General features: G+C 57.5%; 26 protein-coding genes, 5 tRNA genes and 1 pseudogene. 22 read left to right on the top strand and 10 right to left on the bottom strand.

Annotated features, from left to right (window positions below; translation table 11 throughout):
* The first annotated feature begins 55 nt into the window (after window positions 1-55).
* Complete coding sequence (locus EYC95_RS20250) at window positions 56-919, top strand: LysR substrate-binding domain-containing protein (RefSeq protein ID WP_131061944.1); 864 nt, start codon at window positions 56-58, stop codon at window positions 917-919.
* Window positions 920-1028: 109 nt separating this feature from the next.
* On the opposite strand, the gene yegQ is transcribed toward EYC95_RS20250, so the two are convergent.
* Complete coding sequence (gene yegQ / locus EYC95_RS20255) at window positions 1029-2357, bottom strand: tRNA 5-hydroxyuridine modification protein YegQ (protein WP_131061945.1); 1329 nt, start codon at window positions 2355-2357, stop codon at window positions 1029-1031.
* Between the two features lie 175 nt (window positions 2358-2532).
* On the opposite strand from yegQ, the gene EYC95_RS20260 reads away from it, so the two are divergent.
* Complete coding sequence (locus tag EYC95_RS20260; RefSeq protein WP_131061946.1) at window positions 2533-3594, top strand: AI-2E family transporter; 1062 nt, start codon at window positions 2533-2535, stop codon at window positions 3592-3594.
* On the opposite strand, the gene EYC95_RS20265 is transcribed toward EYC95_RS20260, so the two are convergent.
* The 3 genes from EYC95_RS20265 to EYC95_RS20275 all read right to left on the bottom strand — a co-directional run bounded on the left by EYC95_RS20265 (window position 3591) and on the right by EYC95_RS20275 (window position 4720).
* Complete coding sequence (locus EYC95_RS20265) at window positions 3591-3773, bottom strand: hypothetical protein (protein WP_131061947.1); 183 nt, start codon at window positions 3771-3773, stop codon at window positions 3591-3593. The genes EYC95_RS20260 and EYC95_RS20265 overlap by 4 nt on opposite strands.
* Before the next feature lie 100 nt (window positions 3774-3873).
* Window positions 3874-4068, bottom strand: a complete 195-nt coding sequence (locus EYC95_RS20270; RefSeq protein WP_003179723.1) for a hypothetical protein — start codon at window positions 4066-4068, stop codon at window positions 3874-3876.
* Between the two features lie 286 nt (window positions 4069-4354).
* On the bottom strand, window positions 4355-4720 hold the full coding sequence (locus EYC95_RS20275) for a hypothetical protein (protein WP_131061948.1): 366 nt from the start codon (window positions 4718-4720) through the stop codon (window positions 4355-4357).
* Between the two features lie 246 nt (window positions 4721-4966).
* Here EYC95_RS20275 and EYC95_RS20280 point away from each other — a divergent pair, with 246 nt between their 5' ends.
* Window positions 4967-5785 carry a shikimate 5-dehydrogenase gene (locus tag EYC95_RS20280; protein WP_131061949.1) on the top strand — a complete coding sequence of 273 codons (819 nt, stop codon included), beginning with the start codon at window positions 4967-4969 and terminating at the stop codon, window positions 5783-5785.
* A gap of 245 nt (window positions 5786-6030) precedes the next feature.
* On the top strand, window positions 6031-6549 hold the full coding sequence (locus EYC95_RS20290) for a cupin domain-containing protein (RefSeq protein WP_131061951.1): 519 nt from the start codon (window positions 6031-6033) through the stop codon (window positions 6547-6549).
* A gap of 185 nt (window positions 6550-6734) precedes the next feature.
* Here EYC95_RS20290 and EYC95_RS20295 read toward each other — a convergent pair whose 3' ends face one another.
* A complete protein-coding gene (locus EYC95_RS20295) occupies window positions 6735-7382 on the bottom strand; it encodes a YceH family protein (RefSeq protein ID WP_131061952.1) in 648 nt (215 codons plus the stop codon).
* Between the two features lie 139 nt (window positions 7383-7521).
* Here EYC95_RS20295 and EYC95_RS20300 point away from each other — a divergent pair, with 139 nt between their 5' ends.
* Window positions 7522-8031 carry a DUF1993 family protein gene (locus EYC95_RS20300; protein WP_131061953.1) on the top strand — a complete coding sequence of 170 codons (510 nt, stop codon included), beginning with the start codon at window positions 7522-7524 and terminating at the stop codon, window positions 8029-8031.
* Between the two features lie 143 nt (window positions 8032-8174).
* On the opposite strand, the gene sstT is transcribed toward EYC95_RS20300, so the two are convergent.
* Window positions 8175-9407, bottom strand: coding sequence for a serine/threonine transporter SstT (gene sstT / locus EYC95_RS20305; RefSeq protein WP_131061954.1), 1233 nt, complete (start codon window positions 9405-9407; stop codon window positions 8175-8177).
* 280 nt (window positions 9408-9687) lie between these two features.
* Between sstT and EYC95_RS20310 the strand changes: the two genes are divergently transcribed.
* Window positions 9688-10842 (top strand): MFS transporter, encoded by a 1155-nt coding sequence (locus tag EYC95_RS20310; RefSeq protein WP_131061955.1) that lies wholly within the window; start codon window positions 9688-9690, stop codon window positions 10840-10842.
* A gap of 4 nt (window positions 10843-10846) precedes the next feature.
* Here EYC95_RS20310 and nhaR read toward each other — a convergent pair whose 3' ends face one another.
* Window positions 10847-11746, bottom strand: a complete 900-nt coding sequence (gene nhaR / locus EYC95_RS20315; RefSeq protein WP_010458685.1) for a transcriptional activator NhaR — start codon at window positions 11744-11746, stop codon at window positions 10847-10849.
* 135 nt (window positions 11747-11881) lie between these two features.
* Between nhaR and EYC95_RS20320 the strand changes: the two genes are divergently transcribed.
* Both EYC95_RS20320 and EYC95_RS20325 read left to right on the top strand, forming a co-directional pair.
* Entirely contained in the window at window positions 11882-12124 is a 243-nt protein-coding gene (locus EYC95_RS20320; RefSeq protein WP_131061956.1) for a hypothetical protein, read from the top strand.
* A 26-nt stretch (window positions 12125-12150) separates the two neighbouring features.
* Window positions 12151-12900 (top strand): TerC family protein, encoded by a 750-nt coding sequence (locus EYC95_RS20325; protein WP_131061957.1) that lies wholly within the window; start codon window positions 12151-12153, stop codon window positions 12898-12900.
* A gap of 75 nt (window positions 12901-12975) precedes the next feature.
* Here the strand turns inward: EYC95_RS20325 and EYC95_RS30190 are convergent, their stop codons facing one another.
* A complete protein-coding gene (locus tag EYC95_RS30190) occupies window positions 12976-13146 on the bottom strand; it encodes a hypothetical protein (protein WP_165557481.1) in 171 nt (56 codons plus the stop codon).
* A gap of 166 nt (window positions 13147-13312) precedes the next feature.
* Here EYC95_RS30190 and EYC95_RS20330 point away from each other — a divergent pair.
* From EYC95_RS20330 to EYC95_RS20340, 3 genes and pseudogenes are all read left to right on the top strand, one after another.
* Window positions 13313-14040, top strand: a pseudogene (locus EYC95_RS20330) (peptidase C39 family protein).
* 91 nt (window positions 14041-14131) lie between these two features.
* On the top strand, window positions 14132-14338 hold the full coding sequence (locus tag EYC95_RS20335; RefSeq protein ID WP_131061959.1) for a DUF6021 family protein: 207 nt from the start codon (window positions 14132-14134) through the stop codon (window positions 14336-14338).
* A 17-nt stretch (window positions 14339-14355) separates the two neighbouring features.
* Complete coding sequence (locus tag EYC95_RS20340; RefSeq protein ID WP_131061960.1) at window positions 14356-14571, top strand: hypothetical protein; 216 nt, start codon at window positions 14356-14358, stop codon at window positions 14569-14571.
* A 58-nt stretch (window positions 14572-14629) separates the two neighbouring features.
* Here the strand turns inward: EYC95_RS20340 and pbpG are convergent, their stop codons facing one another.
* The gene (gene pbpG / locus EYC95_RS20345) at window positions 14630-15568 is read right to left on the bottom strand and encodes a D-alanyl-D-alanine endopeptidase (protein WP_131061961.1); all 939 of its coding nucleotides are present in this window, start codon (window positions 15566-15568) and stop codon (window positions 14630-14632) included.
* A 236-nt stretch (window positions 15569-15804) separates the two neighbouring features.
* Window positions 15805-16659 carry a bifunctional methylenetetrahydrofolate dehydrogenase/methenyltetrahydrofolate cyclohydrolase FolD gene (gene folD, locus EYC95_RS20350; RefSeq protein ID WP_131061962.1) on the bottom strand — a complete coding sequence of 285 codons (855 nt, stop codon included), beginning with the start codon at window positions 16657-16659 and terminating at the stop codon, window positions 15805-15807.
* A gap of 275 nt (window positions 16660-16934) precedes the next feature.
* On the opposite strand from folD, the gene EYC95_RS20355 reads away from it, so the two are divergent.
* The 11 genes from EYC95_RS20355 to EYC95_RS20400 all read left to right on the top strand — a co-directional run bounded on the left by EYC95_RS20355 (window position 16935) and on the right by EYC95_RS20400 (window position 26418).
* Window positions 16935-17011: transfer RNA gene (locus EYC95_RS20355), tRNA-Arg, on the top strand.
* Between the two features lie 32 nt (window positions 17012-17043).
* Window positions 17044-17119: transfer RNA gene (locus tag EYC95_RS20360), tRNA-His, on the top strand.
* A gap of 56 nt (window positions 17120-17175) precedes the next feature.
* Window positions 17176-17260 (top strand) — tRNA-Leu (locus EYC95_RS20365).
* Between the two features lie 77 nt (window positions 17261-17337).
* A tRNA-His gene (locus EYC95_RS20370) sits at window positions 17338-17413 on the top strand.
* A gap of 402 nt (window positions 17414-17815) precedes the next feature.
* Window positions 17816-19126 carry a trigger factor gene (gene tig, locus EYC95_RS20375; RefSeq protein ID WP_131061963.1) on the top strand — a complete coding sequence of 437 codons (1311 nt, stop codon included), beginning with the start codon at window positions 17816-17818 and terminating at the stop codon, window positions 19124-19126.
* Between the two features lie 93 nt (window positions 19127-19219).
* On the top strand, window positions 19220-19855 hold the full coding sequence (gene clpP / locus EYC95_RS20380) for an ATP-dependent Clp endopeptidase proteolytic subunit ClpP (protein WP_054053844.1): 636 nt from the start codon (window positions 19220-19222) through the stop codon (window positions 19853-19855).
* 112 nt (window positions 19856-19967) lie between these two features.
* Window positions 19968-21251, top strand: a complete 1284-nt coding sequence (gene clpX, locus EYC95_RS20385; RefSeq protein WP_007946893.1) for an ATP-dependent Clp protease ATP-binding subunit ClpX — start codon at window positions 19968-19970, stop codon at window positions 21249-21251.
* 245 nt (window positions 21252-21496) lie between these two features.
* Window positions 21497-23893 carry an endopeptidase La gene (gene lon / locus EYC95_RS20390; protein WP_007946894.1) on the top strand — a complete coding sequence of 799 codons (2397 nt, stop codon included), beginning with the start codon at window positions 21497-21499 and terminating at the stop codon, window positions 23891-23893.
* Window positions 23894-24040: 147 nt separating this feature from the next.
* Window positions 24041-24313, top strand: a complete 273-nt coding sequence (locus EYC95_RS20395) for an HU family DNA-binding protein (protein ID WP_002552737.1) — start codon at window positions 24041-24043, stop codon at window positions 24311-24313.
* A 53-nt stretch (window positions 24314-24366) separates the two neighbouring features.
* Window positions 24367-24444, top strand: a tRNA-Leu gene (locus tag EYC95_RS30195).
* 102 nt (window positions 24445-24546) lie between these two features.
* Window positions 24547-26418 (top strand): SurA N-terminal domain-containing protein, encoded by a 1872-nt coding sequence (locus EYC95_RS20400; RefSeq protein WP_131061964.1) that lies wholly within the window; start codon window positions 24547-24549, stop codon window positions 26416-26418.
* Window positions 26419-26439 lie beyond the last annotated feature (21 nt).

The following is a 26439-nucleotide window of genomic DNA, read 5'->3' on the forward strand; positions in this document are numbered from 1 at the left end:
TGATCATTCGCCACAACTGACTTATACTGCGTCAACTATTCACTTTTGGTGATGTATGGAATTGGCGCAGATTCGCATGTTCAAAACCGTTGCCGAGGTCGGCAGCATCGCCCGGGCGGCGGAGCTGTTGCATTGCGTGCCGTCGAACATCACCGCGCGCATCAAGTCACTGGAAGCGGAGTTGGGTGTTGCGTTGTTTCTACGCGAGGGCCGAGGCTTGCGCATCAGCCCGGCGGGGCAGACGTTTCTGTCATACGCCTCGAAGATACTGGCGCTGACCGTTGAAGCCAAGCGCGCGGTGGACCCTTCGGCCGAACCGTCCGGGCCGCTGCGTATTGGAGCCATCGAGTCCTCGGCCACCGGTCGTCTGCCGCGTCTGCTGGCCAAGTTTCACAAGCGTTATCCCGGCGTTGCACTGGAACTGACTACCGGCACGTGGAGCCAACTGCTCGATGACACCCTCAATCACCGGCTCGACGGCGCGATCGTGGCGGTGGATGTCGAACGCTCGCAGCTTAAACGCACGCCGATGTACCGCGAAGAGCTGCTGTTGATTGCCTCGACATCCCTGGGGCCCGTGCGCGATATCGCCGATTTGCAGGACAAGACCGTGTTCATGTGGCCGCAAGGCTGTCCTTACCGGGCGGCGCTGGAGCATTGGTTGTTGCGGCAGGGGCAGGCGCTGCCGATTGTCAGCCTGGCGAGTTATGGGGCAATTGTCGGGTGCGTCAGCGCCGGGGCCGGGGTCGCGCTGGTGCCCAAGGGAGTGTTTGACCAGTACGCGAAAGGGGCGGGGTGCGCGGGGTTTGAATTTCCTGAGCTGACGGCCATCGACAACTTGTTTTACTGGCATGAAAACGCCGGGGTTCACCCGGCGCGGGAAGCGTTTGTGGCGATGTTGCGTGAGGAGTTCGCTTAACCGATTACCTGTGGGAGCAAGCCTGCTCGCGAAAGCCGCTCAAAACTGAACAATGATGTTGGCTGAAAGTCTGTCATCGCGAGCAGGCTCGCTCCCACAGAATTCCTGGTTATTGCGTAACGCCCACATCCCGCATCAACAACCCGAACTGCGAATCCACCGCATCCGGAATCGGCACGTACACCGTATGCCCATCCCCTGGCGCTACGTCGATAGGCTCGCCTTTGATGTTCTGCAACTGATGCAGATCGAAGTGGAAGTTACCCTGGGGTGTCATCAGTTCCAGGTGATCGCCCAGGCTAAACCGGTTCTTTACCTTCACTTGCGCCCAGCGATCACGACGTTCACCGGTCAACTCGCCTACAAACTGCTGGCGCTCTGAAACCGAGCTGCCGTGCTGATAGTTCTGGTATTCGTCATGCACATGCCGACGCAGGAAACCTTCCGTGTAGCCGCGCTGGGCCAGGGACTCCAGGTCCGTCATCAAGCTGCGATCGAACTCGCGACCGGCAACCGCATCATCTATGGCGCGGCGATAGACCTGCGTGGTGCGTGCGCAATAGAAGTGCGATTTGGTCCGGCCTTCGATCTTCAGCGAGTGCACGCCCATCTGCGTCAGGCGTGCAACATGCTGCACGGCGCGCAGGTCCTTGGCGTTCATGATGTAGGTGCCGTGCTCGTCCTCGAAGGCCGGCATCAATTCATCCGGGCGATTGGCTTCCTGCAACAGGAACACCTGGTCGGTCGGCGCGCCGATGCCCAGGGTCGGTTCAGGCCGGAACTGCTGAACGATTTCACCGAGCTGGTTTTCCGTGGCTTGCGTCGCCGAATACTTCCAGCGACAGGCGTTGGTGCAACTGCCCTGATTGGCGTCGCGCTTGTTCATGTAACCCGATAACAGGCAGCGGCCGGAATAGGCCATGCACAGCGCACCATGGACAAAGACCTCCAGCTCCATCGCCGGGACTTGCTGGCGGATCTCGGCGATCTCTTCCAGTGACAGTTCCCGAGAAAGGATGATCCGGCTCAAGCCCTGTTGCTGCCAGAACTCGACACTGGCCCAGTTCACCGTATTGGCCTGCACCGACAGGTGGATCGGCATCTGCGGGAAGTGCCGGCGTACCAGCATGATCAGGCCGGGATCGGACATGATGAGCGCGTCCGGGGCCATCGCAATCACGGGTGCCAGGTCGTTGAGGAAGGTCTTGAGCTTGGCGTTGTGCGGCGCAATGTTCACCACCACATAGAAGCGTTTGCCTTGGGCCTGCGCCTCGTGAATGCCGAGTGCGAGGTTGGCGTGATCGAATTCATTGTTGCGCACCCGCAGGCTGTAACGTGGCTGGCCGGCGTAGACCGCATCGGCACCGTAGGCGAAGGCGTAGCGCATGTTTTTCAAGGTGCCGGCGGGAGCGAGCAGTTCTGGAGCAAGGAGAGTCATGGCTGTGTCGGTCGCAAAAGACCGGGAGGGTAGTCGGCTTGCCCGCGGGGTTCATTGATCTGGATCTATGCTTGATGAACAAACGGATGGCACTCGCGCGAACCGTGGCGGACTAAGCATCAGGATGGCTCTTCAATAAAAGAGTATTGCCCCTGCGCGCTGACATGGATCGAACATGAACGAAGAGACGGTACACAACAAATCGCTGGTGATCCTGCTCGGTGTGGTCACTGTCGCCTTTATCTGGATTTTGCTGCCGTTTTATGGCGCGGTGTTCTGGGCGGTGATCCTCGGGATTCTTTTCGCGCCCCTGCAACGGCGGATACAACTGAAGTTCGGCTGGCAGCGCAACCTGACGTCACTGCTCACCCTGAGCGTCTGCCTGGTGATCGCGATTCTGCCGGTGATCATCCTCAGTATCTTGCTGGTCCAGGAAGGGGCTTCGCTTTACAAGAGTATCGAAAGCGGCGAACTGGATATCGCGGGGTACGTGACGAACTTCAAACACAGCTTGCCGTCGTACTTCCAGCATTTGCTTGATCGGGCAGGGGTCGGCGAGTTGGATGGGCTGCGGGAGAAAATCATCAAGAGTGCGGTGACGGGCAATGAGTTTTTCGCCACGCAAGTCTTCAGTGTCGGTCAGGGCACGTTCGATTTTGTGGTGGGCTTTTTAATCATGCTCTACCTGCTGTTCTTTTTTCTGCGGGACGGCGCTGAACTGGCCCGTAAAGTTCGTTCCGCCATACCACTGCAGGAGCACCAGAAGCGCCGCTTGCAGCTCAAGTTCAACCGCGTGGTTCGGGCGACCGTAAAGGGCAACCTGCTGGTGGCGATCACACAAGGCGCGCTGGGCGGTTTGATTTTCTGGTTTCTGGACATCCCGAGCGCATTGCTCTGGGCGGTATTGATGGCATTTCTATCGCTGTTGCCGGCGGTGGGGGCGGGGATTGTCTGGGCGCCGGTGGCGGCGTTTTTCCTGTTCACCGGGGCGATCTGGCAGGGAGTGGTGCTGGGGTTGTTCGGGATTTTTGTGATCGGACTGGTGGATAACGTGCTGCGACCGATCCTGGTGGGCAAGGATACGAAGATGCCGGACTATCTGATCCTCATCTCGACCCTGGGCGGCCTGGCGATTTTCGGCCTGAACGGCTTTGTCATCGGGCCGCTGATCGCGGCGTTGTTCATGTCGAGCTGGGACATCTTCCTCGAGACCAAGCCGAGGATTCAGCTGCCTTAGGCGCTGAGCTGACCCTGGCCGATCCGTTGCGACAGTGCCTTGGCGGCCGGCAGCGAAGTGAGCGGTCCGCTGATCGGTTCGCCGTCCTGCACCAGATACCAACAGGCGAGCAATCCTAGTTCTCTGAGCGGTGCGGGAACGGCGCTGCCGATTACGGACATGATTTGAACCTGGGACATAAGTACCTCCATCAATCTATGGAGCTAACTTACGGACCTGCCACTCGAACGGACAATCAACGCTTTCGATAGTCGTCATTGACGCCAGTGAGTCTTGGGCTCAGTCGACCACCAGATCAAGCATATGGACCACTTCCTGCTCGTTGAGCAGGCCTTTGCGCACCAGATTTTCTGCCAGCAGCGAAAGAAACTTGGCGCTGCGATGGCCTTCCAGGTGCTTGAGTTCGGTCAAAGCGTTGTACACCTTGCTGGAAGTGCACAAGCCGACAATGCGGTGGGGGTTTTGCGTGGGCATGAGGTCGTCCTTGTTTTTATCAACCTGTTATTTACGGACCGGTCCAAGCTTGCGGACCTGCCATGACATAAATATGACCGTTTTTCCCGATACGGGGGAAGGGTGGTCGAGTCAATCTTGCCGACTTGCACTGCCAACACTGTCCCGACAGCGACCTTGACGCGATTTTTCCAGACCTTCGCCGACGAACGGTCACAAAAAAGCCCCTCGCCACAGGTTCTCGCTCTACTGATGATTGTCATAAGTGAACAGCATTACGCTGACAAGGCGGGGCCTGATAAGTCTGTTACCAGCGGCCATAACCGTGGGGAGGGCCATAGTAACCACGCGGTGGACCGTAATAACCACGTGGCGGGCCGTAGTAAACCGGTGGCGGCGCGTAGTAGACCGGTTGCTGCACGTAGACCGGTGCAGGCTGGTAATAAACCGGTGGCGGCTGTTGTATGTAAACCGGCTGTGGCTGGGCGTATACCGGTTGCTGTACATAGACAGGCCGGTTGCTGTTGATGATGGCCGAGCCGACGATTGCCGAACCAACGATCGCGCCAAATACCGCTGGACCCTGCCAGCCGTGACCGCCGCCAGCCTCTGCCTGCCCTGTAATAGCAAGAACACCGAGCAGCAAGGCAACTGTGGGGATTTTCCGGATCATGATCATTCCTCGGTTCTTCGACCCGGCGCTTGCGTCTGCAATAGACCCAAGGATTGCCGCAGGGATACATCTAAGACAGCGGTTTTTTGAAAATCAGCACGGCCGTTGGGTAAATTTTGTGTAAGGTCTGTACCGGCTTCTTTACGGCTCTTGCGAACCTGCGCAGGCACGCTGTCATGATCGATCAGAACGCGATGGAATGGCTAATCCCGTCCATCTGAAAGTGGTTATAGAAGGAGATGTTTCATGCAGATGAACCCCAACAGAGACACCCAGCTGTGCATGTCGCTTTCCGGGCGTCCCGGCAATTTCGGCCTGCGGTTTCACAATCATCTGTATGAACAACTGGGCCTGAATTTCTACTACAAGGCGTTCAACAGTCAGGACTTGCCAGGTGCTGTTGGCGGCATTCGTGCACTGGGCATTCGTGGCTGTGGCGTGTCGATGCCGTTCAAGGAAGCCTGCATTACGCTGGTTGATGAACTGGACGCGTCCGCTGCGGCCATTCAATCGATCAATACCATCGTCAACACCGATGGCCACCTCAAGGCCTACAACACCGATTACATCGCCATCGCCCAGCTGCTTGAAACCCATCAGGTGCCGAAGGAATCGACCTTTGCCCTGCGCGGCAGCGGCGGCATGGCCAAGGCCGTGGCCAGTGCCCTGCGCGATGGCGGCTATAAAAATGGCCTGATCGTGGCCCGTAACGAGCGCGCCGGACGTGCGTTGGCTGAATCGCTGGGTTATCAGTGGCAAGCGGAACTGGGCACGCAGCGCCCACAGATGTTGATCAACGTTACGCCGATTGGCATGAGTGGCGGACCTGAGGCCGATCAACTGGCGTTCGACGCTGAAACCATTGCTGCTGCGGAGACGGTCTTCGATGTGGTGGCGATTCCCTCGGAAACACCGCTGATCGTGCGTGGTCGTGCCGAGGGGAAACGCGTTATTACCGGACTGGAAGTGATCGCAATCCAGGCGCTTGAGCAGTTTGTCCTGTACACCGGCGTACGGCCGACGGATGAGCAGTTTCATAAAGCGGTGGAGTTTGCCCGTAGCTGATCAGTCAGGTTGTCTGTTGACTGTACCGGCCCCTTCGCGAGCAAGCCCGCTTCCACAGTAGATCGGCGCCGTAAACAAACTTTGTGATTGGCGGAGAACCCCTGTGGGAGCGGGCTTGCTCGCGAATGCCGCAACTCGGTCTCCGGGCTAGCCCATTCGGTTGCCGCAACATTCCCCGCCTATACTCCTCGCCAGCAAGCAAAGACTTGCCCCCCCCCAACAAACAAACCGTGACCGAGGTTTCCATGCATCCCCCCATTCTCAACCTGAATCAGGTCGAACTCGAACCGTTGCCCGAAGCCCTGGCGCCCACCGGTGAAACCGCCAACCGCTATCAGCAGAGAATGGCCCGCGTCGGTCAGCAGCTGGGGGCTCAGAAACTGGGATATCGCCTATATGTGCTGGAACCCGGCATGCGTGGCAGCCCGTTTCACAGTCATCGGGTCAACGAGGAGATGTTTTACGTCGTGGCCGGGGAAGGGGAGGTTCGCCTCGGTGCAGAACGTTTTCCGATCCGCGCCGGTGACGTGATCGCGTGCCCGCCGGGCGGTCCTGAAGCCGCGCACCAGATCATCAACAACAGCAATGGCGAACTGCGCTACCTGGCGGTCAGCACCCAGCAATCGCCGGAGATTTGCGAGTACCCGGATTCCGGCAAATACGCTGTGATGGACGACTTCATGGTCGACGCCGAAGGCAATGCCTCAGGCTTCGTCGCCATCGCCCGACCGGGTGACGGCGTGGATTACTGGGATGGCGAATAACCTTCCAGGCATGGCGCGGATCCCTGTAGCCGTTGCCGAGCTTGCGAGGCTGCGTCCGGCTGCGCAGCAGTCGTTAAATCATGCGCTGCGGAGTGTCAGGTAAATCTTGCTTACCGGGTTTACGACTGCTGCGCAGCCGGACGCAGCCTCGCAGGCTCGACAGCTGCTACAGGGGATCGCGTTGGTTATTCGAGGCGGGCCAGGCGTTCTTCCAGCGCTGCAATCCGCGCTTCAAGCTCTTCGATCCGCTCAACCGACACGCCGCTGCCGGCACCGCGTTCAGCCGGGTTTTGCCGGGCCGCAAGGATGACCTCGATATCCGCCGGATCACCCAACGCATGCATATAGCGGTCTTCTCGCTGCCCGGCCTGACGTGGAATCAACAACGCCAGACCACGAGCAATCAAGCGCTCCAGTTGATGCACAACCTGTTCGGCGTCTTCAAAATCATGCATGCGGCCACTGCGGGTCAGCAGTTCATTGACCGTCTGCGGACCGCGCAGAAATAGAAGCCCCGCCAGAATCACCTGTGCCGGCACCAGTTCCAGCGCCTTGTCGACCTTATGTTCCCAGCGATCGGCACGGCTGCCCATCACCAGTTTGGTAAAGCCGCGACCTTCAAGGGCGCGCAGGCTCTGGCCGACCTGACCCTGGGTGAGGTTCATCACCGGTTCGCGACTGGTTTTCTGGTTGCAGGCAATCACCAGCGCATTAAGGGTCAACGGATACGTTTCCGGGCTGGTGGCCTGCTTCTCGATCAACGAGCCCAGAATGCGGATTTCCGCGCTGTTGAGCCGCGGCTCGTCGAAGGTCGTTTCTTGCTCAGTGCTCATCGCGCTTTTCCCTATGCAGTCGAAGCATGCAGTCGAAGCCGCCTAGCCTAATCCTTGCTGGATAAAAGACAAGCCGCAGGAGGGGCGGGCATGGCTATAATCGGCCCACGTTTCCCTCCTGTCACCACACGAGACTGTTATGACTATTTCCCTGTATGCCGCTTCCGTTCCGGTTTTCAAACAAATGCTCAGCGCCCTGAGCGACGTTCTGAACAAGGCTGAAGCCCACGCTACCGCCAAGAACATTGACCCGAACGCGTTCCTGCAAGCCCGCCTGTACCCGGACATGTTCCCGCTGGTGCGTCAGGTGCAGATCGCCGTTGATTTCGCCAAAGGCGTTTCCTCGCGTCTGGCCGAGATCGAAGTGCCGAAATATGACGACACCGAAACCACCTTCGCCGAACTGCAAGCTTTGATCGCCAAGGTCCTGGCTTACATCGGCGAGATCAAACCTGAGCAGATCGACGGAAAGGAAGGCATCGAGATCGTGACTCGTCCAGGCACGCCGAAAGAGAAGCGCTTCAGTGGACAGGCTTACTTGTTGACCTACGGCCTGCCGCAGTTCTTCTTCCACGTCACCACCGCTTACGCATTGCTGCGTCACAACGGTGTTGAAGTGGGCAAGCGCGATTACATGGGCGCGTTCTAAACCGCCCCGCGCACTAAAAAGCCCGCCAAGGTGCAAGCCTTGGCGGGCTTTTTGTTTTTGCCCTCTGTAGGAGCCAGGCTTGCCGGCGAAGGCGATTATGAGGACGCCTTCGCCGGCAAGCCTGGCTCCTACAAGGGGCGGTGTTACGCCAGGCGTTCGGCTTTCGCGTCTTCACCCAGGCACGCAGCAGCAGTGAACAGCACATCGGTGGACGAGTTCAGCGCGGTCTCCGCCGAATCCTGCAACACACCAATAATGAAACCGACCGCCACCACCTGCATGGCGATTTCACTCGGAATGCCAAACAGGCTGCACGCCAGCGGAATCAGCAACAACGAACCGCCGGCTACACCCGAAGCGCCACACGCACAGATCGCCGCCACCACACTGAGCAGAATGGCGGTCGGAATATCCACGGCGATGCCCAGGGTATGCACGGCCGCCAGCGTCAGCACGGTAATGGTGATCGCCGCGCCGGCCATGTTGATGGTGGCGCCGAGCGGAATCGACACCGAGTAAGTGTCTTCGTGCAGGCCCAGGCGCTTGCTCAATTCCAGGTTGACCGGAATGTTAGCCGCCGAGCTGCGGGTGAAGAACGCGGTGATGCCGCTTTCCCGCAGGCAGGTCAGCACCAGCGGATACGGATTGCGACGCAGTTTCCAGAACACGATCACCGGGTTCATCACCAGCGCCACGAACAGCATGCAGCCCAGTAGCACGGCCAGCAGATGCATGTAACCGAGCAACGCGCCGAAGCCGGACGTGGCGAGGGTCGACGCGACGAGGCCGAAGATCCCCAGCGGCGCGAACCGAATCACCAGGCGCACGATCAGGGTCACACCATTGGACAAGTCGCCGAGCACCTCACGAGTGGTGTCACCGGCATGGCGAATCGCAACGCCCATGCCGATCGCCCAGGCCAGAATGCCGATGAAATTGGCGTTCATCAGCGCGCTGACCGGATTGTCGACCACGCTGAGCAGCAAACTTTGTAGCACTTCGCTGATGCCGCCCGGCGCGGTCACCGCGACGTCCTGTGTGGCCAATACCAGGCTGGAGGGAAACAACGTACTGGCAACCACCGCCACGACCGCGGCGGCAAACGTGCCCAGCAGGTACAAGAACAGAATCGGCCGGATGTGGGTTTCCTGGCCGTGCTTATGGTTGGCGATCGAGGCCATGACCAGCACGAACACCAGAATCGGCGCGACGGCTTTCAGCGCCGAAACGAAGACCTTGCCGATGAACGCCGTGGACTTCGCCACGTCCGGCGCGAACAGTGCCAGGGCAATCCCGGCGATCAGGCCGATGATGATTTGCGAGACCAGGCTCAAGCGTTTCAAGCGTTGCAATAGCGAAGGGGATGAAGCAGTCATAAAACGGCATCTCTGATTATTAGGTGCGGGGGTGTCGCGACATCGCGGCCATTAAAGGGCGGATGAACAGGGTGTACGAATCGCAGGGCGCGGACTTTATCACAGCGTGGTCTTCATCCTTCAGACCTGTGACGATCTGTCGCCCGCGTGATCAACGAGATCGGCAGGTTCGTGCAACCCTGATCGGAAACACTCTGTTAACATTGCGCATCCTCATTTTCAAGTCATGCCAGTGGGCCTTCGGGCTATCGCTGGTGTCGTCGTTTTTCTGGAGTTCTGCATGCTGTTGCCCATCCTTCTGTTGTCGGCCGCCGGTTTTACCGTGCTGACCACGGAATTCATCATCGTCGGCCTGTTGCCGGCGATTGCCCGAGACCTTGAAGTCAGCATTCCCCAGGCGGGTTTGCTGGTCACCTTGTTCGCCTTCACCGTTGCGGCGTTCGGGCCGTTCCTGACCGCGTACTTCGCCAGGTTCGAGCGGCGCAAGCTGTTCATCTCGGTGCTGATCATGTTCGGTCTGGCCAACACCCTTGCGGCGTTTGCGCCGAACATCTGGGTGATGTCCGTCGCCCGGCTGATCCCCGCGCTGGGGCTGCCGGTGTTCTGGGCGCTGGCCAGTGAAACCGCCGTGGACATCGTCGGGCCGGACTACGCCGGTCGGGCCATCGCCAAGATCGGTTTTGGCATCGTCTGCGCCACGGTGTTCGGCATTCCTGTCGGCACACTGATTTCCGACGCGTTCGGCTGGCGCAGTGCCTTTGGCATTCTGGCGGTGATCGCGTTTGCCAAGGCGTTGCTGCTGTTTATCTACCTGCCGAAAACCAACCTGCATCAGCACCAGGTGAGCTTCCGTTCGCAGTTCAAGATCCTGCGCAGCCCGTTGATGCTGGGGCATGTGTTGCTGTCGGTCCTGGTGTTCAGCGGCATGTTCACCGCTTACACCTACCTCGCGGATATCCTTGAACGCCTCGCCGGTTTCAACGGCACGGTGGTCGGCTGGTGCTTGATGGGCTTTGGCGCGGTCGGTTTGATCGGCAACTCATTGGGCGGTCGCGCGGTGGACCGTCATCCGCTGATCGCCTCGATGATGTTCTGCGCGTTCATGATCGCCGGCATGGTGGCGTTGGTGCCGAACATTCATTCGCCGCTCGGTCTGGCGGCGGCGATGGGGATCTGGGGCGTGACCCAGGCCGCGTTGTTCCTGGTCAGCCATGTGCGATTGATGAAGGCGGCGCCCGAGGCTCCGGCCTTTGCCGCGTCGCTGAACATTGCCGGGGCCAACCTCGGCATCGGTCTGGGCGCGATGGTCGGCGGACGCGTGATTGACAGCGTTGGCCTGGGCGGGCTGGGTTTTGCGGCGGCGGTTTTTATCCTGGTTTCGATTCTCCTGGCCATGGCGCTGATGACCATGAAGCCGCGCGAAGTCTGCGCCTGACCCTTCACAGCTCGGTGAACAGTTCGCGTCGGGCACCTTCGGTAATCGCCACAATGCCGGGGTGCTTGACCTTGCGTTCCACCGAAATGGCGTAGAACGACTCCGTCACGGCATCGGTCTGGCCAATCAACTCCACGCCATACTGGCGTTTCACTTCGTCGGCAATCACACTCGGGCCGATGAAAATTCCGCTGCCGGATTGACCGAAAGCCTGCATCAGCGCGCTGTCGTCGAATTCGCCGACGATGCGCGGCTGGATCTGCTGTTCGGCAAACCAGCGTTGCAAACGGCTGCGTACCACGGTTTCCGGCCCAGGAATCAGCAGCGGTGCGCCGTGCAGGCTGCGCGGGAAATCCTGACCGTACTGCGCCGCCAGTTCAGCGGTGGCAAAGAAACTGATCCCGCATTCACCGAGTTTCTGGCTGTAACCCTTGATGTCCAGGTGCGATGGCATCGGGCTGTCGGAAATCACCAGGTCGAGGCGCTGGATCGCCAGGTCGGCGAGCAAACGTTCGAGTTTGTCTTCGCGACAGGTGATGCGCAGCGGTTCACTCAATTCCATGGTCGGCGCAATCAGGCGATAGACGATGGATTTGGGCACCACATCCGCCACGCCAACCCGAAACAGGATCTGCTGTTCGTTGGGTTGCGCCCGCAGCATCAACTCCAGTTCGCCACCCAGCTGAAACATTTGCTCGGCGTAGGGCAGGGTTTGACGCCCGGCCTCCGTCAGCTCAAGCTGCCGGCCGACGCGTCGGAACAGCTCGATGCCATAGGTTTGTTCGAGCAAGGAAATCTGCCCGCTGATGGTCTGCGGCGTCAGGTTCAGCTGCTCACAGGCGCGCACGATGCTGCCGGTCTTGGCCACCACCCAGAAGTAATGCAATTGCCGATAGTTGAGCATGACGACCTACAGTTCGTGAAAAACGAAGTATAACCGCTGAAAATACGAATTTTCCTGAAGTGTTTGCCTCCCTAGAATGCCTCGCTATCAACGGGCCATCGTTTCGGCCCGTTTTGTTCTATCGAGGAAAGCATCATGAAGCTTAAAACCACGGCGCTGTTGATTACGTCTTTGCTGGTATTGGCCGGTTGCGACCAGGCCGAGAAGAGCGCACAGCAATTGATGGGCAAGGCCGCCGAAACCGCCAAACAAGCGATCGACGACACCCACAAAGCCGCCGAACAAGCGATCAGCGATGCCACCGGCGGACTGATCAGCAAGAAAGAATCATCGAGCGAAGACGAGCAGAAAACCGAATCTTCGTCCCAGGAAATCTAAACCGTTTAACGAGTCAGGACTGACCCATGGAATACCTTTTAGAACTTGCTGCAAGCCCCACTGCCTGGGTCGCCCTGGCCACGCTGATCGTCATGGAAATCGTACTCGGCATCGATAACCTGATCTTCATCTCGATCCTGACCAACAAGCTGCCCGAGCAGCATCGGCAGAAAGCACGCCGCATCGGGATCGGCATGGCGTTGATTCTGCGACTGGGCCTGCTGAGCACCATTGCGTTCATCGTTCAGTTGACGGAGCCGGTGATCGATATTCTCGGCCACGCGTTCTCCTGGAAGGACATGATCCTGATCGCTGGTGGCCTGTTCCTGTTGTGGAAGGCGACGACCGAGATCCATCACAGCATGGACCCGGCACCGGATGATCCGAAGTCGGCGACCTCGACTGTGACCCTGGGCTTTGCTGCTGCGATCGGTCAGATCCTGATGCTGGACATGGTGTTCTCCATCGACAGCATCATTACCGCAGTGGGCATGACCGAGCACTTGCCGATCATGATCATCGCCGTGGTGGTGTCGGTGCTGGTGATGTTGCTGGCGGCTGACCCTCTGGCCAAGTTCATCAACGACAACCCGACGGTGGTGATGCTGGCGCTGGGCTTCCTGATCATGATCGGCATGACGCTGATCGCTGAAGGTTTCGGTGCCCATGTGCCTAAGGGCTACGTCTACGCCGCCATGGCCTTCTCGGCGACGATCGAGGGGTTGAACATGATGTCGCGTCGGGCCAAGCAGAAGAAAATAGCGGCTGAAGCTTAACCGGCGATAAACGAAACGGCCGCCTGCGCTCGAAAGAGCCCAGGCGGCCGTTTTTGTTTATGAATTCGAAATAGGTCAGTGCGCGGTCACGTGACGTGCTGGCGGTTTATCGGTTTGCGCCACAGGCGCCGATTGAGCGGGGTGGTGATGGTGCCGCCGGGTAATCCGCAAAACGCCCCACAACATGGCGGCGGCCACCGCCAGCCAGCCGGAAATCAACATCACGATTGTCATTGTCAGGCTCATCAGTGCCTCCTCTTTGCCCTGCCGTGGGCACACACTCTCTGCAAATGACAGTCTAGTCGTTGCTGTGTTTCAGGCTATTGACCAAAGGTCGGCGTCATCAACCAGTTCGCTCTATCGAATGCGCTCGACTGCAGGTTAAGGCTATACCGCCGTCGCGTGGCGTCCTATGATCGACGGCCAAGCCGGGAGCGTGTTGCCTGGCGTCTGAACAAGAGAGTGATGATCGTGCGGGTATTTTCTCGAATTCGAACGGCGGCGCTGATTGTCGGCTGCGTTGCAGGATTGGCAGGCTGCGCGGGGAGTGTGGCGCCGGAGATCAAGCGTCTGCCGGAACGTGTCGAACTCAGCGGCACGTTCTACCGGGGCCAGGACTATCAAAGCGGGCCTCAGGTGCTGGCCAGCATGCTGTCGCAGCAGGGCGTCGTGATTACGCCCGGGTTACTCGAAAAACCCCTGCATGTGCCGGGCGCCGAAGCACAGTTGCAGCAGAACATGCAGAACCTTGCTCGTGAGTACGGGATGGTGGTTTATCCCCTCGACAGCAATCTGCCTGCGCTGTTGACCCAGGTCGCGGCCGGCTATCCGGTGATGGTGCGCTTCACTGAAGGCTCGGCGCTGTGGGCTGAACCGCGTTACGCCATTCTCGCCGGCTACAATCGCCAGAAGCAGACGGTGTTGCTGCGTGCTGGCATGAATCGCCGCAATTTGATGAGCTTCAGTTCTTTTGAGTCATCTTTCAAGGACGCCGGCGGCTGGGCCATATTGATTCAAAAGCCCAATCAGATCCCGGCCAACGTCGATCAGCAGCGCTGGCTGAAGGCAGCGAGCGATCTTGGTCGGGCCGGTCAGGAACAGGCCGCTGCACGTGCGAAGAAGGCGCTGACCGCGCAGTAGGCCGTTCGTCACGTGCCCGGCACCGCCGAGCATGTCTGGCCTCTAAAGGACAAGGCCCGGTTTCTCCGGGCCAGATCCCAGGAGGCGCCCCATGGCACATTCCAATACCCCCGACGGCCCGCATTCGTCTGAGCATTCTTCGGGCGACGAGTTGGGTTTCGACCCCGATTCGCCGGACCTCGCCGACCCTCAGGTCGATCCCATCGGGCCCGCCAAGGCGCCCAGGGATGTGAAGCCGGGCGACAATCCCAGGTCGCCGGCGAAGCCTTACGACCCACTCGCTGATCTGAAACCCTAACCCCTGGTGAGGTGCGTATGTCTACTGATTCGAGTTTCAACGACAAACGTCCGGACAGTGTTCCCACAACGCCCGAAAAGGGAGTTGATCCGGTGATGGATCCGAACGATCCGTTAAGGGATCCTTTGGCGCGTCCGATGGTGGTCCCGACGGAGCATCCCCATGGCATGAAAGATCCAAGCGTCGGGGATGGCATTCCGGATGACGATCAGATGCCTTTACCCAACGATTAACGCCAGACGAAAAAAAGCCCCGAATGATCGGGGCTTTGTTTTGTTTGCTGTCGCTGACTTATTTCGAAGCTTCAACCACGCCGCTCTGACGATGCTTGAGGTTCTTGTCCGATTTGTACTGCAAGGCTACCGATGGCACGTCTGCGCCTTTGCCGGTTTCCACCCAACTGCGGATGCGGGCGGCATCGGCAAAATGCGTGTACTTGCCAAAGGCGTCGAGGATCACCAGCGCCACCTGGCGATTGCCCATGCTGGTCACCAACACCAGGCAGTGACCGGCTTCATTGGTGAACCCGGTCTTGGTGAGCTTGATGTCCCAGTTTGGCTTGCGGACCAAATGGTCGGTGTTACGGAAACCCAAGCTGTACTTGGGTTTGCGGAACGTGACGGTTTTTTCCTTGGTGGTGCTCAGCTCGGTCAATAACGGATATTTATGTGCGGCGATCAGCAATTTGCTCAGGTCGCGGGCAGTGGAGACGTTACGAGGGGAGAGTCCGGTCGGTTCGACGAAGTGGGTGCTGGTCATGCCCAGCGCCTTGGCCTTGGCGTTCATCGCGGCAATGAATGCGACATAGCCGCCCGGATAGTGATGGGCCAGGCTCGCGGCTGCACGATTTTCCGAAGACATCAGGGCGATCAGCAGCATTTCCCTGCGCGACAATTCGCTTTTGAGTTTGACCCGGGAAAACACGCCTTTCATTTCTGGTGTGTCGCTGATGTTGATGTTGATGTATTCGTCCATGTTCTGCCTGGCCTCAACCACGACCAGGCCGGTCATCAATTTGCTGACAGAGGCGATAGGGACAACCACGTCGGGATTGCTTGCATAGATGACTTTGTTGGTCTGCATATCCAGCAGCAAAGAACTGCCGGAAGCGAGCTTGAGTTGTTTCGTATCTCGGGGGGGCGCGGTGGTCTCCGCGGCATTAACGGTTGGCGTGATGAACGTCCCTGTAAATGCAAACAATAGGCTCAGGATGGAAAGACGGATTTTCACGCTGGCAGACTCATAAGGTGTTGATAAGCCGTTATGTAACGGGCTATTTCGTAAAAGCGCGACATTCTGGAGTATGGCTGAATAACTGTCGATGGTTGGTCAAGGAGGAGGTGAAAGTCCTTGGAAATGTGAAAAAAAAGTCATTTTCCGGCGGATGGTCGATATTTCACTTCAGACAAAAAGAACCCCGCCATTGGCGGGGGTCTTTTGTTCGTCGCTTATGTCGAAGCGGGCACTCAGCTGTGCAGTGTTTCCGCCGCGTACAGCGTATTTTCCAGCAGGCAAGCACGCGTCATCGGGCCGACACCACCCGGGACTGGAGTGATCCAGCCGGCGCGGGGCAGGGCGGTTTCGTAGATCACGTCACCGACCAGTTTGCCGTCTTCCTGGCGATTGATGCCGACGTCGATCACGATCGCGCCTTCCTTGATCCACTCACCTTTGACCAGACCCGGCTTGCCGGCGGCTACGACGACCAGATCGGCACGGCCGACATGGCCGGCCAAATCCTTGGTGAAGCGGTGAGTGACGGTTACGGTGCAACCGGCGAGCAGCAATTCCATCGCCATCGGGCGACCAACAATGTTGGACGCTCCGACCACGACGGCGTCCATCCCGTAAAGATCGGCACCGGTGCTTTCCAGCAGGGTCATGATGCCTTTAGGGGTGCATGGGCGCAGCAGTGGAATGCGTTGGGCCAGGCGACCGACGTTATAGGGATGGAAACCGTCGACGTCTTTGTCCGGACGAATACGTTCCAGCAATTTGGAGGCATCCAGGTGTTCAGGTAAAGGAAGCTGAAGCAGAACGCCGTCAATTGCCGGGTCGTCGTTCAGGCGATCGATCAGATCGGTCAGTGCTTTTTGAGTGGTTTCGGAAGGCAGGTCGTAGGCTTGGGAAATGAACCCGACCTCTTCACAGTCTTTACGCTTGTGCGAGACATAAACCTGAGAGGCAGGATCGCTGCCGACCAGGATCACCGCGAGGCCCGGTGTGCGCAGGCCTTGCTCGCGACGCTCGGTGACTCGTTTGGCGATCTGCTGGCGCAGGCTGGCGGCGATCGATTTGCCGTCGATTAGTTGTGCAGTCATTGCGCGTGATTAACCATCGAGAGGGGAAAAAAAGAGAACGCATTCTCGCATGTCATGAGGTGAGGGCAAAGGCGCTTGGTCTGCAAATTCCTCTAAGCCCTTTAATTAAATGAATTTTTTATAAAAAGGATTTGACGGCCTTCGGGGCGCTCTATACTATTCGTCGCACTTGTCGGGCACAGCCTAGCACTGGATGAGAAGGTCAAGCGGAATTACGGTTCTGTGAGGCTGGAAAGCTCTTAGTTTGTAGTCCTCCAAGAGTACAGATTAATAAGGCGCCCGTAGCTCAGCTGGATAGAGCATCCGCCTTCTAAGCGGATGGTCGCAGGTTCGAGTCCTGCCGGGTGCGCCATTAGGCAGCTTTGGCACAAGTAGCGCAATATGGTGGGCGTAGCTCAGTTGGTAGAGCACGGGATTGTGACTCCCGTTGTCGAGGGTTCGATCCCCTTCGTCCACCCCATATTTCAAAAGGCGCCAGATTAACAGTCTGGCGCCTTTGCTTTAACAGCTTCAAACGCGGATGTGGTGGAATTGGTAGACACACTGGATTTAGGTTCCAGCGCCGCAAGGTGTAAGAGTTCGAGTCTCTTCATCCGCACCAAATAAAGCTTCACACAAGCCGGCTGGCTTGGTTGGGGCGCAGCAAGGAAGTGTTTGGCTTCTTTGCAAGGCAATATGGTGGGCGTAGCTCAGTTGGTAGAGCACGGGATTGTGACTCCCGTTGTCGAGGGTTCGATCCCCTTCGTCCACCCCATATTTCGAGAGGCGCCAGATTTAACAGTCTGGCGCCTTTTTTGTTTTAGCGGTTCGAGTGTTAAGCGGCTGCATGTCCTGGGTCGCAGGGGCGGGGTGTTTCGTCGTATTTATGTTTCTCGATGATGCCGCGCCACCCGCCGACCTTGCTCGCAAGATCGGCTGTCAGGGAGATGATTGGCAGTTCTTCTATATATAGAAGGATTGGCGCAGAGCCCTGGCATGACTGGCTGTATTTGCTAACAGGGCGAGGCGCAACCGTTTGTCCCTCGCCTATAAATTGCCTGCTGCTTTTTTACCCGTTTTCAGTAGGGTGACTTCTTGAGTTTGACCCACTAGAATGCATGCCCTTGATTCTGGGGTCGGAAACGGCCGGCTAACGTCTGTGCAACGAGGAATATCCATGCAAGTTTCTGTTGAAAATACTTCTGCTCTTGAGCGCCGCATGAGCATCATCGTGCCGGCTGAGCGCATCGAGACTCAGGTCAACAAGCGTCTGCAGCAGACTGCCCAAAAGGCCAAGATTGCTGGCTTTCGTCCAGGCAAAGTGCCAATGAGCGAAATCAAGCGCCGTTTCGGTGCTGATGCGCGTCAGGAAGCCGTAGGCGATGTGATCCAGTCTTCCTTCTACGAAGCTGTTGTCGAGCAGAAGCTGAACCCGGCTGGCGCTCCTTCGATCGAACCTAAATCGATGGAAGCCGGCAAAGATCTGGAATACGTCGCTATCTTCGAAGTGTTCCCTGAGTTCACCGTTGCTGGCTTCGACGGTATCACCGTAGAGCGCCTGAGCGCTGACGTGGCTGATGCCGATCTGGACAAAATGCTGGACGTCCTGCGCAAGCAGAACACCCGTTTCGAAGTGGCCGATCGCGCTGCCCAGAACAACGACCAACTGAACATCGATTTCGTCGGCAAGGTTGACGGTGAAGTGTTCGCTGGCGGTTCCGCCAAAGGTACTCAGCTGGTTCTGGGTTCCGGCCGCATGATCCCTGGTTTCGAAGACGGTCTGGTTGGTGCTAAAGCCGGCGAAGAGCGCGTTCTGAGCCTGACCTTCCCAGAGGACTATCAGAACCTCGACCTGGCCGGCAAGACCGCTGAGTTCACCGTTACCGTGAACACTGTTTCCGAGCCAAAACTGCCAGAGCTGAACGAAGAATTCTTCGCTCAATTCGGCATCAAGGAAACTGGCCTGGAAGGCTTCCGCACCGAAGTTCGCAAGAACATGGAGCGCGAGCTGCGTCAGGCGATCAAATCCAAGGTCAAGAATCAGGTAATGGACGGTCTGCTGGCCACCAACCCGATCGAAGTGCCTAAGGCTCTGCTGTCCAACGAAGTTGACCGTCTGCGCGTGCAGGCTGTTCAGCAATTCGGCGGCAACATCAAGCCTGACCAACTGCCGGTCGAGCTGTTCGAAGAACAAGCCAAGCGCCGCGTTGTGCTGGGTCTGATCGTGGCTGAAGTGGTCAAGCAATTCGACCTCAAGCCTGACGACGCCCGCGTTCGCGAAATGATTCAGGAAATGGCTTCGGCCTACCAAGAGCCTGAACAGGTTGTGTCCTGGTACTACAAGAACGACCAGCAACTGAACGAAGTCCGTTCGGTTGTGCTGGAAGAACAAGTTGTGGATACTGTTCTGCAGAAAGCTAGCGTGACCGATAAATCGGTCTCTTACGAAGAAGCAGTCAAGCCGGTAGAAGCTCCACAAGCCGACTGATCGTTTTTGCGGTAAGAAGCACACACCATAAGCCAGCCTTCGTGCTGGCTTATGCGTATTCAAGACATAACTATTTGGGAGTGACTGCAGAGCATGTTCCGTAATTCGTATATTCAGCAGAACTCTGATATCCAGGCCGCAGGCGGCCTGGTCCCGATGGTTGTCGAGCAGTCCGCTCGTGGCGAGCGCGCCTACGACATTTACTCGCGTCTTCTCAAGGAGCGAGTGATCTTTCTGGTTGGCCCGGTAGAGGACTACATGGCTAACCTGATTTGTGCGCAATTGCTGTTCCTTGAAGCGGAAAACCCGGACAAGGACATCCATCTCTATATCAACTCCCCGGGCGGTTCGGTGACAGCGGGCATGTCGATCTACGACACCATGCAGTTCATCAAACCCAACGTATCGACCACCTGTATCGGTCAGGCGTGCAGCATGGGCGCGTTTCTACTGACGGCCGGTGCTCCGGGCAAGCGCTTCTGCCTGCCGAACTCACGCGTGATGATTCACCAGCCACTGGGCGGCTTCCAGGGGCAGGCGTCGGATATCGAAATCCATGCCAAGGAAATCCTCTTCATTCGTGAGCGTCTCAACACGCTGATGGCCAAGCACAGCGGGCACACTCTTGAAGAGATCGAGCGTGATACCAACCGCGATAACTTCATGAGTGCAGAAGCCGCGCGTGAGTACGGGTTGATCGATGAAGTGATCAGCCAGCGCCCCGCTTAAAATAAGCAGCTCAAAATAGGGTTGGTCGGCTGGTCCGATCACCTGCGGGCTTGAAAAAGCCCGCAATAGCCTTCATCTTGTGTTGCAAGCCTATCGGATTTGGATCGAACGAATGACTGACACCCGCAACGGCGAGGACAACGGCAAGCTGCTCTATTGCTCCTTCTGTGGCAAAAGCCAGCATGAAGTGCGCAAATTGATTGCCGGCCCCTCGGTCTTTATCTGCGACGAGTGCGTTGACCTGTGCAATGACATCATCCGTGAGGAGGTGCAGGAAGCTCAGGCCGAAAGCAGCGCGCATAAATTGCCTTCGCCTAAAGAAATCAGCGGCATCCTTGATCAGTACGTGATTGGTCAGGAGCGTGCGAAAAAGGTTCTGGCCGTAGCGGTGTACAACCACTACAAGCGTCTGAACCAGCGTGACAAAAAGAATGACGACGTCGAACTCGGCAAAAGCAACATTTTGCTGATCGGCCCGACAGGCTCGGGTAAAACCCTGCTTGCCGAAACACTGGCTCGCTTGCTGAACGTTCCGTTCACCATTGCCGACGCAACCACCCTCACCGAGGCGGGTTACGTGGGTGAAGATGTCGAGAACATCATTCAGAAGCTGCTGCAGAAGTGCGATTACGATGTAGAAAAAGCCCAGATGGGCATTGTTTACATCGATGAGATCGACAAGATCTCGCGCAAGTCTGACAACCCGTCGATCACCCGAGACGTTTCCGGTGAGGGCGTGCAGCAGGCCCTGCTCAAGTTGATCGAAGGCACGGTCGCTTCCGTTCCACCTCAAGGTGGTCGCAAGCATCCGCAGCAGGAATTCCTTCAGGTCGACACCCGTAACATCCTGTTCATCTGCGGCGGTGCGTTCTCCGGTCTGGAAAAGGTTATTCAAAACCGTTCCACCAAGGGCGGCATTGGCTTCAACGCGGAAGTTCGCAGCAAGGAAGAAGGCAAGAAAGTCGGTGAATCCCTGCGTGAAGTCGAGCCTGACGATTTGGTCAAGTTCGGTCTGATCCCGGAATTCGTCGGTCGTCTACCGGTCCTTGCCACGCTGGACGAGCTTGATGAAGCTGCGTTGATGCAGATTCTCACCGAGCCGAAAAACGCTCTGACCAAGCAGTATGCCAAGCTGTTCGAGATGGAAGGCGTGGACCTGGAATTCCGGGCCGACGCGCTGAAATCGGTCGCCAAACGTGCCCTGGAACGCAAGACCGGTGCCCGTGGACTGCGTTCGATTCTCGAAGGTGTATTGCTCGACACTATGTATGAAATCCCCTCGCAGTCCGAGGTGAGTAAAGTAGTGATCGACGAAAGCGTTATAGAAGGCAAGTCCAAGCCACTGTATATCTACGAAAACAGTGAGCCTGCTGCCAAGGCTGCGCCAGACGCTTAAGCGTCAGGCAGCTGGAACTAAGAAGGGGCCTTCGGGCCCCTTTTCTTTTGTGGGAGCGAGGCTTGCCCGCGAAGACGGCCTTGCAGCCGACTATTTTCTGAAGCTGCCACAGGTTGCGGGCCGCAATTGGACAATCTTTTAAGTGGTTCTTTTATCCGCTTGTTTTTTTCGAAACTAGCCCCCATCTTGGTTTCAAGCTTACTTCCATCTGTTTACGGCCTTATGGCCGCCGTAGAGGCGAAATCATGAAGACAACCATCGAATTGCCTCTCCTGCCATTGCGTGATGTTGTGGTTTATCCGCACATGGTTATCCCGCTGTTCGTGGGGCGCGAGAAATCCATCGAAGCCCTCGAGGCCGCGATGACGGGCGACAAGCAGATCCTTCTGCTGGCTCAGAGAAACCCTGCTGACGACGATCCCGGTGAAGATGCACTTTATCGCGTAGGTACAATTGCGACCGTTCTGCAGCTGCTCAAGCTGCCTGACGGCACCGTCAAGGTTCTGGTCGAAGGCGAGCAGCGGGGCGCCGTGGAGCGCTTCAGCGAAGTGGACGGCCACTGCCGTGCCGAAGTCTCGCTGATCGACGAAGTCGACGCGCCTGAGCGCGAGTCGGAAGTGTTTGTACGCAGCCTGCTGGCTCAGTTTGAACAATATGTGCAGCTGGGCAAGAAAGTCCCGGCTGAAGTCCTGTCGTCGCTCAACAGCATCGACGAGCCGGGTCGCCTGGTCGACACCATGGCCGCCCACATGGCCCTGAAGATCGAGCAGAAGCAGGAAATCCTCGAAATCATCGATTTGTCGGCCCGGGTCGAGCACGTCCTGGCGTTGCTGGATGCCGAGATCGATCTGCTGCAAGTCGAAAAACGCATTCGCGGTCGTGTCAAAAAACAAATGGAGCGCAGCCAGCGCGAGTACTACCTGAATGAGCAGATGAAGGCCATTCAGAAAGAACTCGGCGACAGCGACGAAGGCCACAACGAAATCGAAGAGCTGAAAAAGCGCATCGATGCCGCCGGCCTGCCGAAAGATGCCTTGGCCAAAGCCCAGGGTGAGCTGAACAAGCTGAAACAAATGTCACCAATGTCCGCGGAAGCGACGGTGGTGCGTTCGTACATCGACTGGCTGGTACAAGTGCCGTGGAAGGCTCAGAGCAAAGTGCGTCTGGACCTTGCGCGCGCAGAAGATATTCTCGATGCAGACCACTACGGTCTGGAAGAAGTCAAAGAGCGGATCCTCGAATACCTCGCCGTGCAAAAGCGCGTGAAGAAAATTCGCGGGCCTGTGTTGTGCCTGGTCGGTCCTCCAGGTGTGGGTAAAACCTCTCTGGCAGAGTCCATCGCTCACGCCACTAACCGCAAATTCGTCCGTATGGCCCTCGGTGGCGTACGTGATGAAGCGGAAATCCGTGGTCATCGCCGGACTTACATCGGTTCGATGCCAGGAAGATTGATTCAAAAGATGACAAAAGTGGGCGTCCGCAACCCGCTGTTTCTGCTCGACGAAATCGACAAAATGGGCAGCGACATGCGCGGCGATCCGGCGTCGGCGTTGCTGGAAGTGCTCGACCCTGAGCAGAACCACAACTTCAACGATCACTATCTGGAAGTCGACTACGACTTGTCCGATGTGATGTTCCTTTGCACTTCGAACTCCATGAACATCCCGCCGGCGCTTCTCGACCGGATGGAAGTGATTCGTCTGCCGGGTTACACCGAAGACGAGAAGATCAACATCGCCGTCAAATACCTTTCGCCAAAGCAGATTACGGCCAACGGCTTGAAGAAAGGCGAGCTGGAATTCGACGCCGAAGCGATTCGCGACATTATCCGCTACTACACTCGCGAAGCCGGTGTGCGTGGGCTGGAACGCCAGATTGCCAAGGTTTGCCGCAAGGCGGTCAAAGAGCATGCAATGGAAAAACGCTTCTCGGTGAAGGTCACTGCCGAGATGCTGGAACACTTCCTGGGCGTGCGCAAATTCCGCTACGGTCTGGCTGAATCGCAGGATCAGATCGGTCAGGTGACCGGGCTGGCCTGGACTCAGGTGGGTGGCGAATTGCTGACCATCGAAGCCGCTGTCGTGCCGGGTAAAGGCCAGTTGATCAAGACCGGTTCGTTGGGCGATGTGATGGTCGAATCGATCACCGCCGCGCTGACCGTTGTCCGCAGCCGCGCGAAGAGCCTGGGGATTCCTCTGGACTTCCACGAGAAGCGCGACACGCACATCCATATGCCGGAAGGGGCGACCCCGAAAGATGGCCCTAGCGCCGGTGTAGGCATGTGCACGGCCCTGGTGTCGGCATTGACCGGGATTCCGGTACGTGCGGATGTCGCCATGACAGGCGAAATTACCCTGCGTGGTCAGGTATTGGCGATCGGCGGTCTCAAGGAAAAACTGCTGGCTGCTCACCGTGGCGGAATCAAGACAGTGATCATTCCTGAAGAGAACGTACGCGATCTGAAGGAAATTCCTGACAATATCAAGCAAGATCTGCAGATTAAACCGGTTAAATGGATTGACGAGGTCCTGCAAATTGCGCTGCAATACGCGCCGGAGCCGCTGCCTGATGTGGTTCCAGAGATAGTTGCAAAGGATGAAAAACGCGAGTCTGACTCTAAGGAAAGAATTAGCACGCATTAGTACGCATTTGCCTGGGTGGCTTGTTGACAGCTTTTTAGAGCCCTTGTTATAAAGCGGCTCTTAAGTGTCTGTAGGCCATTCAGCACTCGTTTTTGCTTTCACCAAAAAACTTAGAATCATACTCAAATAGATATAAGGGGACTTAGAGTGAACAAGTCGGAACTGATTGATGCTATCGCTGCATCCGCTGATATCCCGAAAGCTGCTGCTGGCCGTGCGCTGGACGCTGTAATCGAATCCGTCACTGGCGCTCTCAAGGCTGGCGACTCTGTTGTTCTGGTTGGATTCGGTACTTTCTCCGTCACCGATCGTCCAGCTCGCATTGGTCGTAACCCACAGACCGGTAAGACGCTGGAAATCGCAGCAGCCAAAAAACCAGGTTTCAAAGCCGGTAAAGCACTGAAAGAAGCTGTCAACTAAGTTCACTTCAGGTTTTTGCCTATCCGGGTCGGGGTCATGCCTGACCTGGCAGCGGAGCGGTAGTCCAGTCGGCAAGTTGCCGGTCCGAGACACCGAGGGTCGCAAGTTCGAACCCTTGGTCCGCTCCGCCAGTTACGAGAAGGCGCATCCTCGGATGCGCCTTTCTTCTATCCGGATTCTACCCACGCTCCACGGTTGCCTAATTTTGAAGTTCAACCGTTTCTGGGGGACGCATGCTGCAGAATATCAGGGACAATTCACAAGGCTGGATTGCCAAGACCATTATCGGGGTCATCGTTGCACTGATGGCTTTGACTGGTTTCGACGCCATTTTTCAGGCCACGACCAGTCGTAATGACGCGGCCAAGGTGAACGGCGAAGAAATCAGCCAGAACGAGCTGAGCCAGGCGGTCGATATGCAACGCCGTCAGCTCATGCAACAGCTGGGCAAGGATTTCGATGCTTCCTTGCTCGACGAAAAAATGCTGCGCGAATCGGCCCTCAAAGGCTTGATCGACCGCAAGCTGCTGCTGCAAGGCGCAGAAAACTCGAAATTCGCTTTCTCCGAAGCGGCTTTGGACCAAGTGATCCTGCAAACGCCTGAATTCCAGGTGGATGGCAAGTTCAGTCCAGAGCGTTTCGACCAGGTGATTCGTCAACTCGGCTACAGCCGCATGCAATTCCGCCAGATGCTGGCTCAGGAAATGCTGATCGGTCAGCTGCGCGCTGGCCTGGCGGGTAGCGGCTTCGTCACCGACGCACAGGTTCTGGCCTTCGCCCGTCTGGAAAAACAGACCCGCGATTTCGCTTCCCTGAACGTCAAGGTTGACCCGGCAGCGGTGAAGCTGACGGACGATGAGGTCAAGGCCTACTACGACGAGCACGCCAAGGAATTCATGACGCCGGATCAGGTAATCATCGATTACCTCGAATTGAAAAAGTCTTCCTTCTTTGATCAGGTCGCCGTCAAGGACGAAGACCTGCAAGCGGCGTATCAGAAAGAAATCGCGAACTTGTCCGAGCAACGCCGGGCTGCGCACATTCTGATCGAAGTGAACGATAAGGTGACCGAGGCGCAAGCCAAGGCCAAGATCGAAGACATCCAGGCACGTCTGGCCAAAGGCGAGAAGTTCGAGGCACTGGCCAAGGAATTCTCCCAGGATCCAGGTTCGGCGAACAATGGCGGTGACTTGGGCTTCGCAGGCCCTGGCGTCTACGATCCAGCGTTCGAAACAGCGCTTTATGCGTTGGCCAAGGATCAGGTATCGGTACCGGTTCGCACCGACTTCGGTTTTCACCTGATCAAGCTGTTGGGCGTTGAAGCACCGGAAGTTCCAACGCTGGCCAGCCTGAAAGACAAGCTGACCCGCGAGCTGAAAACCCAGCAGGTCGAGCAGCGTTTCGTCGAGGCGACCAAGCAACTGGAAGACTCCTCGTTCGAATCTTCCGATCTGGCCCAGCCGGCGCAAGACCTGAAGCTGACTGTTCACACCTCCAAGCCGTTTGGTCGTGAGGGTGGCGAGGGTGTTTCGGCCAACCGTGCCGTGATCACCGCTGCGTTCAGTCCTGAAGTGCTGGATGAAGGTGCCAATAGCACCGCCATCGAGCTGGACCCGGAAACCGTGATCGTGCTGCGTGCCAAGGAGCACTTGAAGCCTGCGCAACTGCCGCTTGAAAGCGTGAATGCCAGCATTCGTGCGCAGTTGGCCAAGGAGCACGCCAGTGCTGCCGCCAAGACCAAGGCTGATGAGTTGATCGCCAGCCTGCGCGATGGCAAGACCCCGCTGAACAAGGCGATCGACGGTCAGAACTGGAAAGTGACTGAAGCCGCTACTCGCGCTCAGGAAGGGATTGACCCAACTGTGCTGCAAGCGCTGTTCCGCATGCCTAAACCTGCCGCCAAGGACAAGCCGACCTTCAGCAGCGTGACCCTGGCCGATGGTAGCCTGGTGATCGTGCGTCTGAACGGCGTGAACGAAGCCACAGCGCCGACCGACGAAGAGAAGGCTCAATACCGTCGCTTCCTCGCCTCGCGCATTGGCCAGCAGGACTTTGCGGCCTACCGCAAACAGCTGGAAAGCCAGGCCGAGATCAAGCGTTTCTGATGCTCGACTGAGTTGCCTGCT

The organism is Pseudomonas sp. BGI-2, from assembly GCF_004310295.1.
GTDB lineage: Bacteria > Pseudomonadota > Gammaproteobacteria > Pseudomonadales > Pseudomonadaceae > Aquipseudomonas.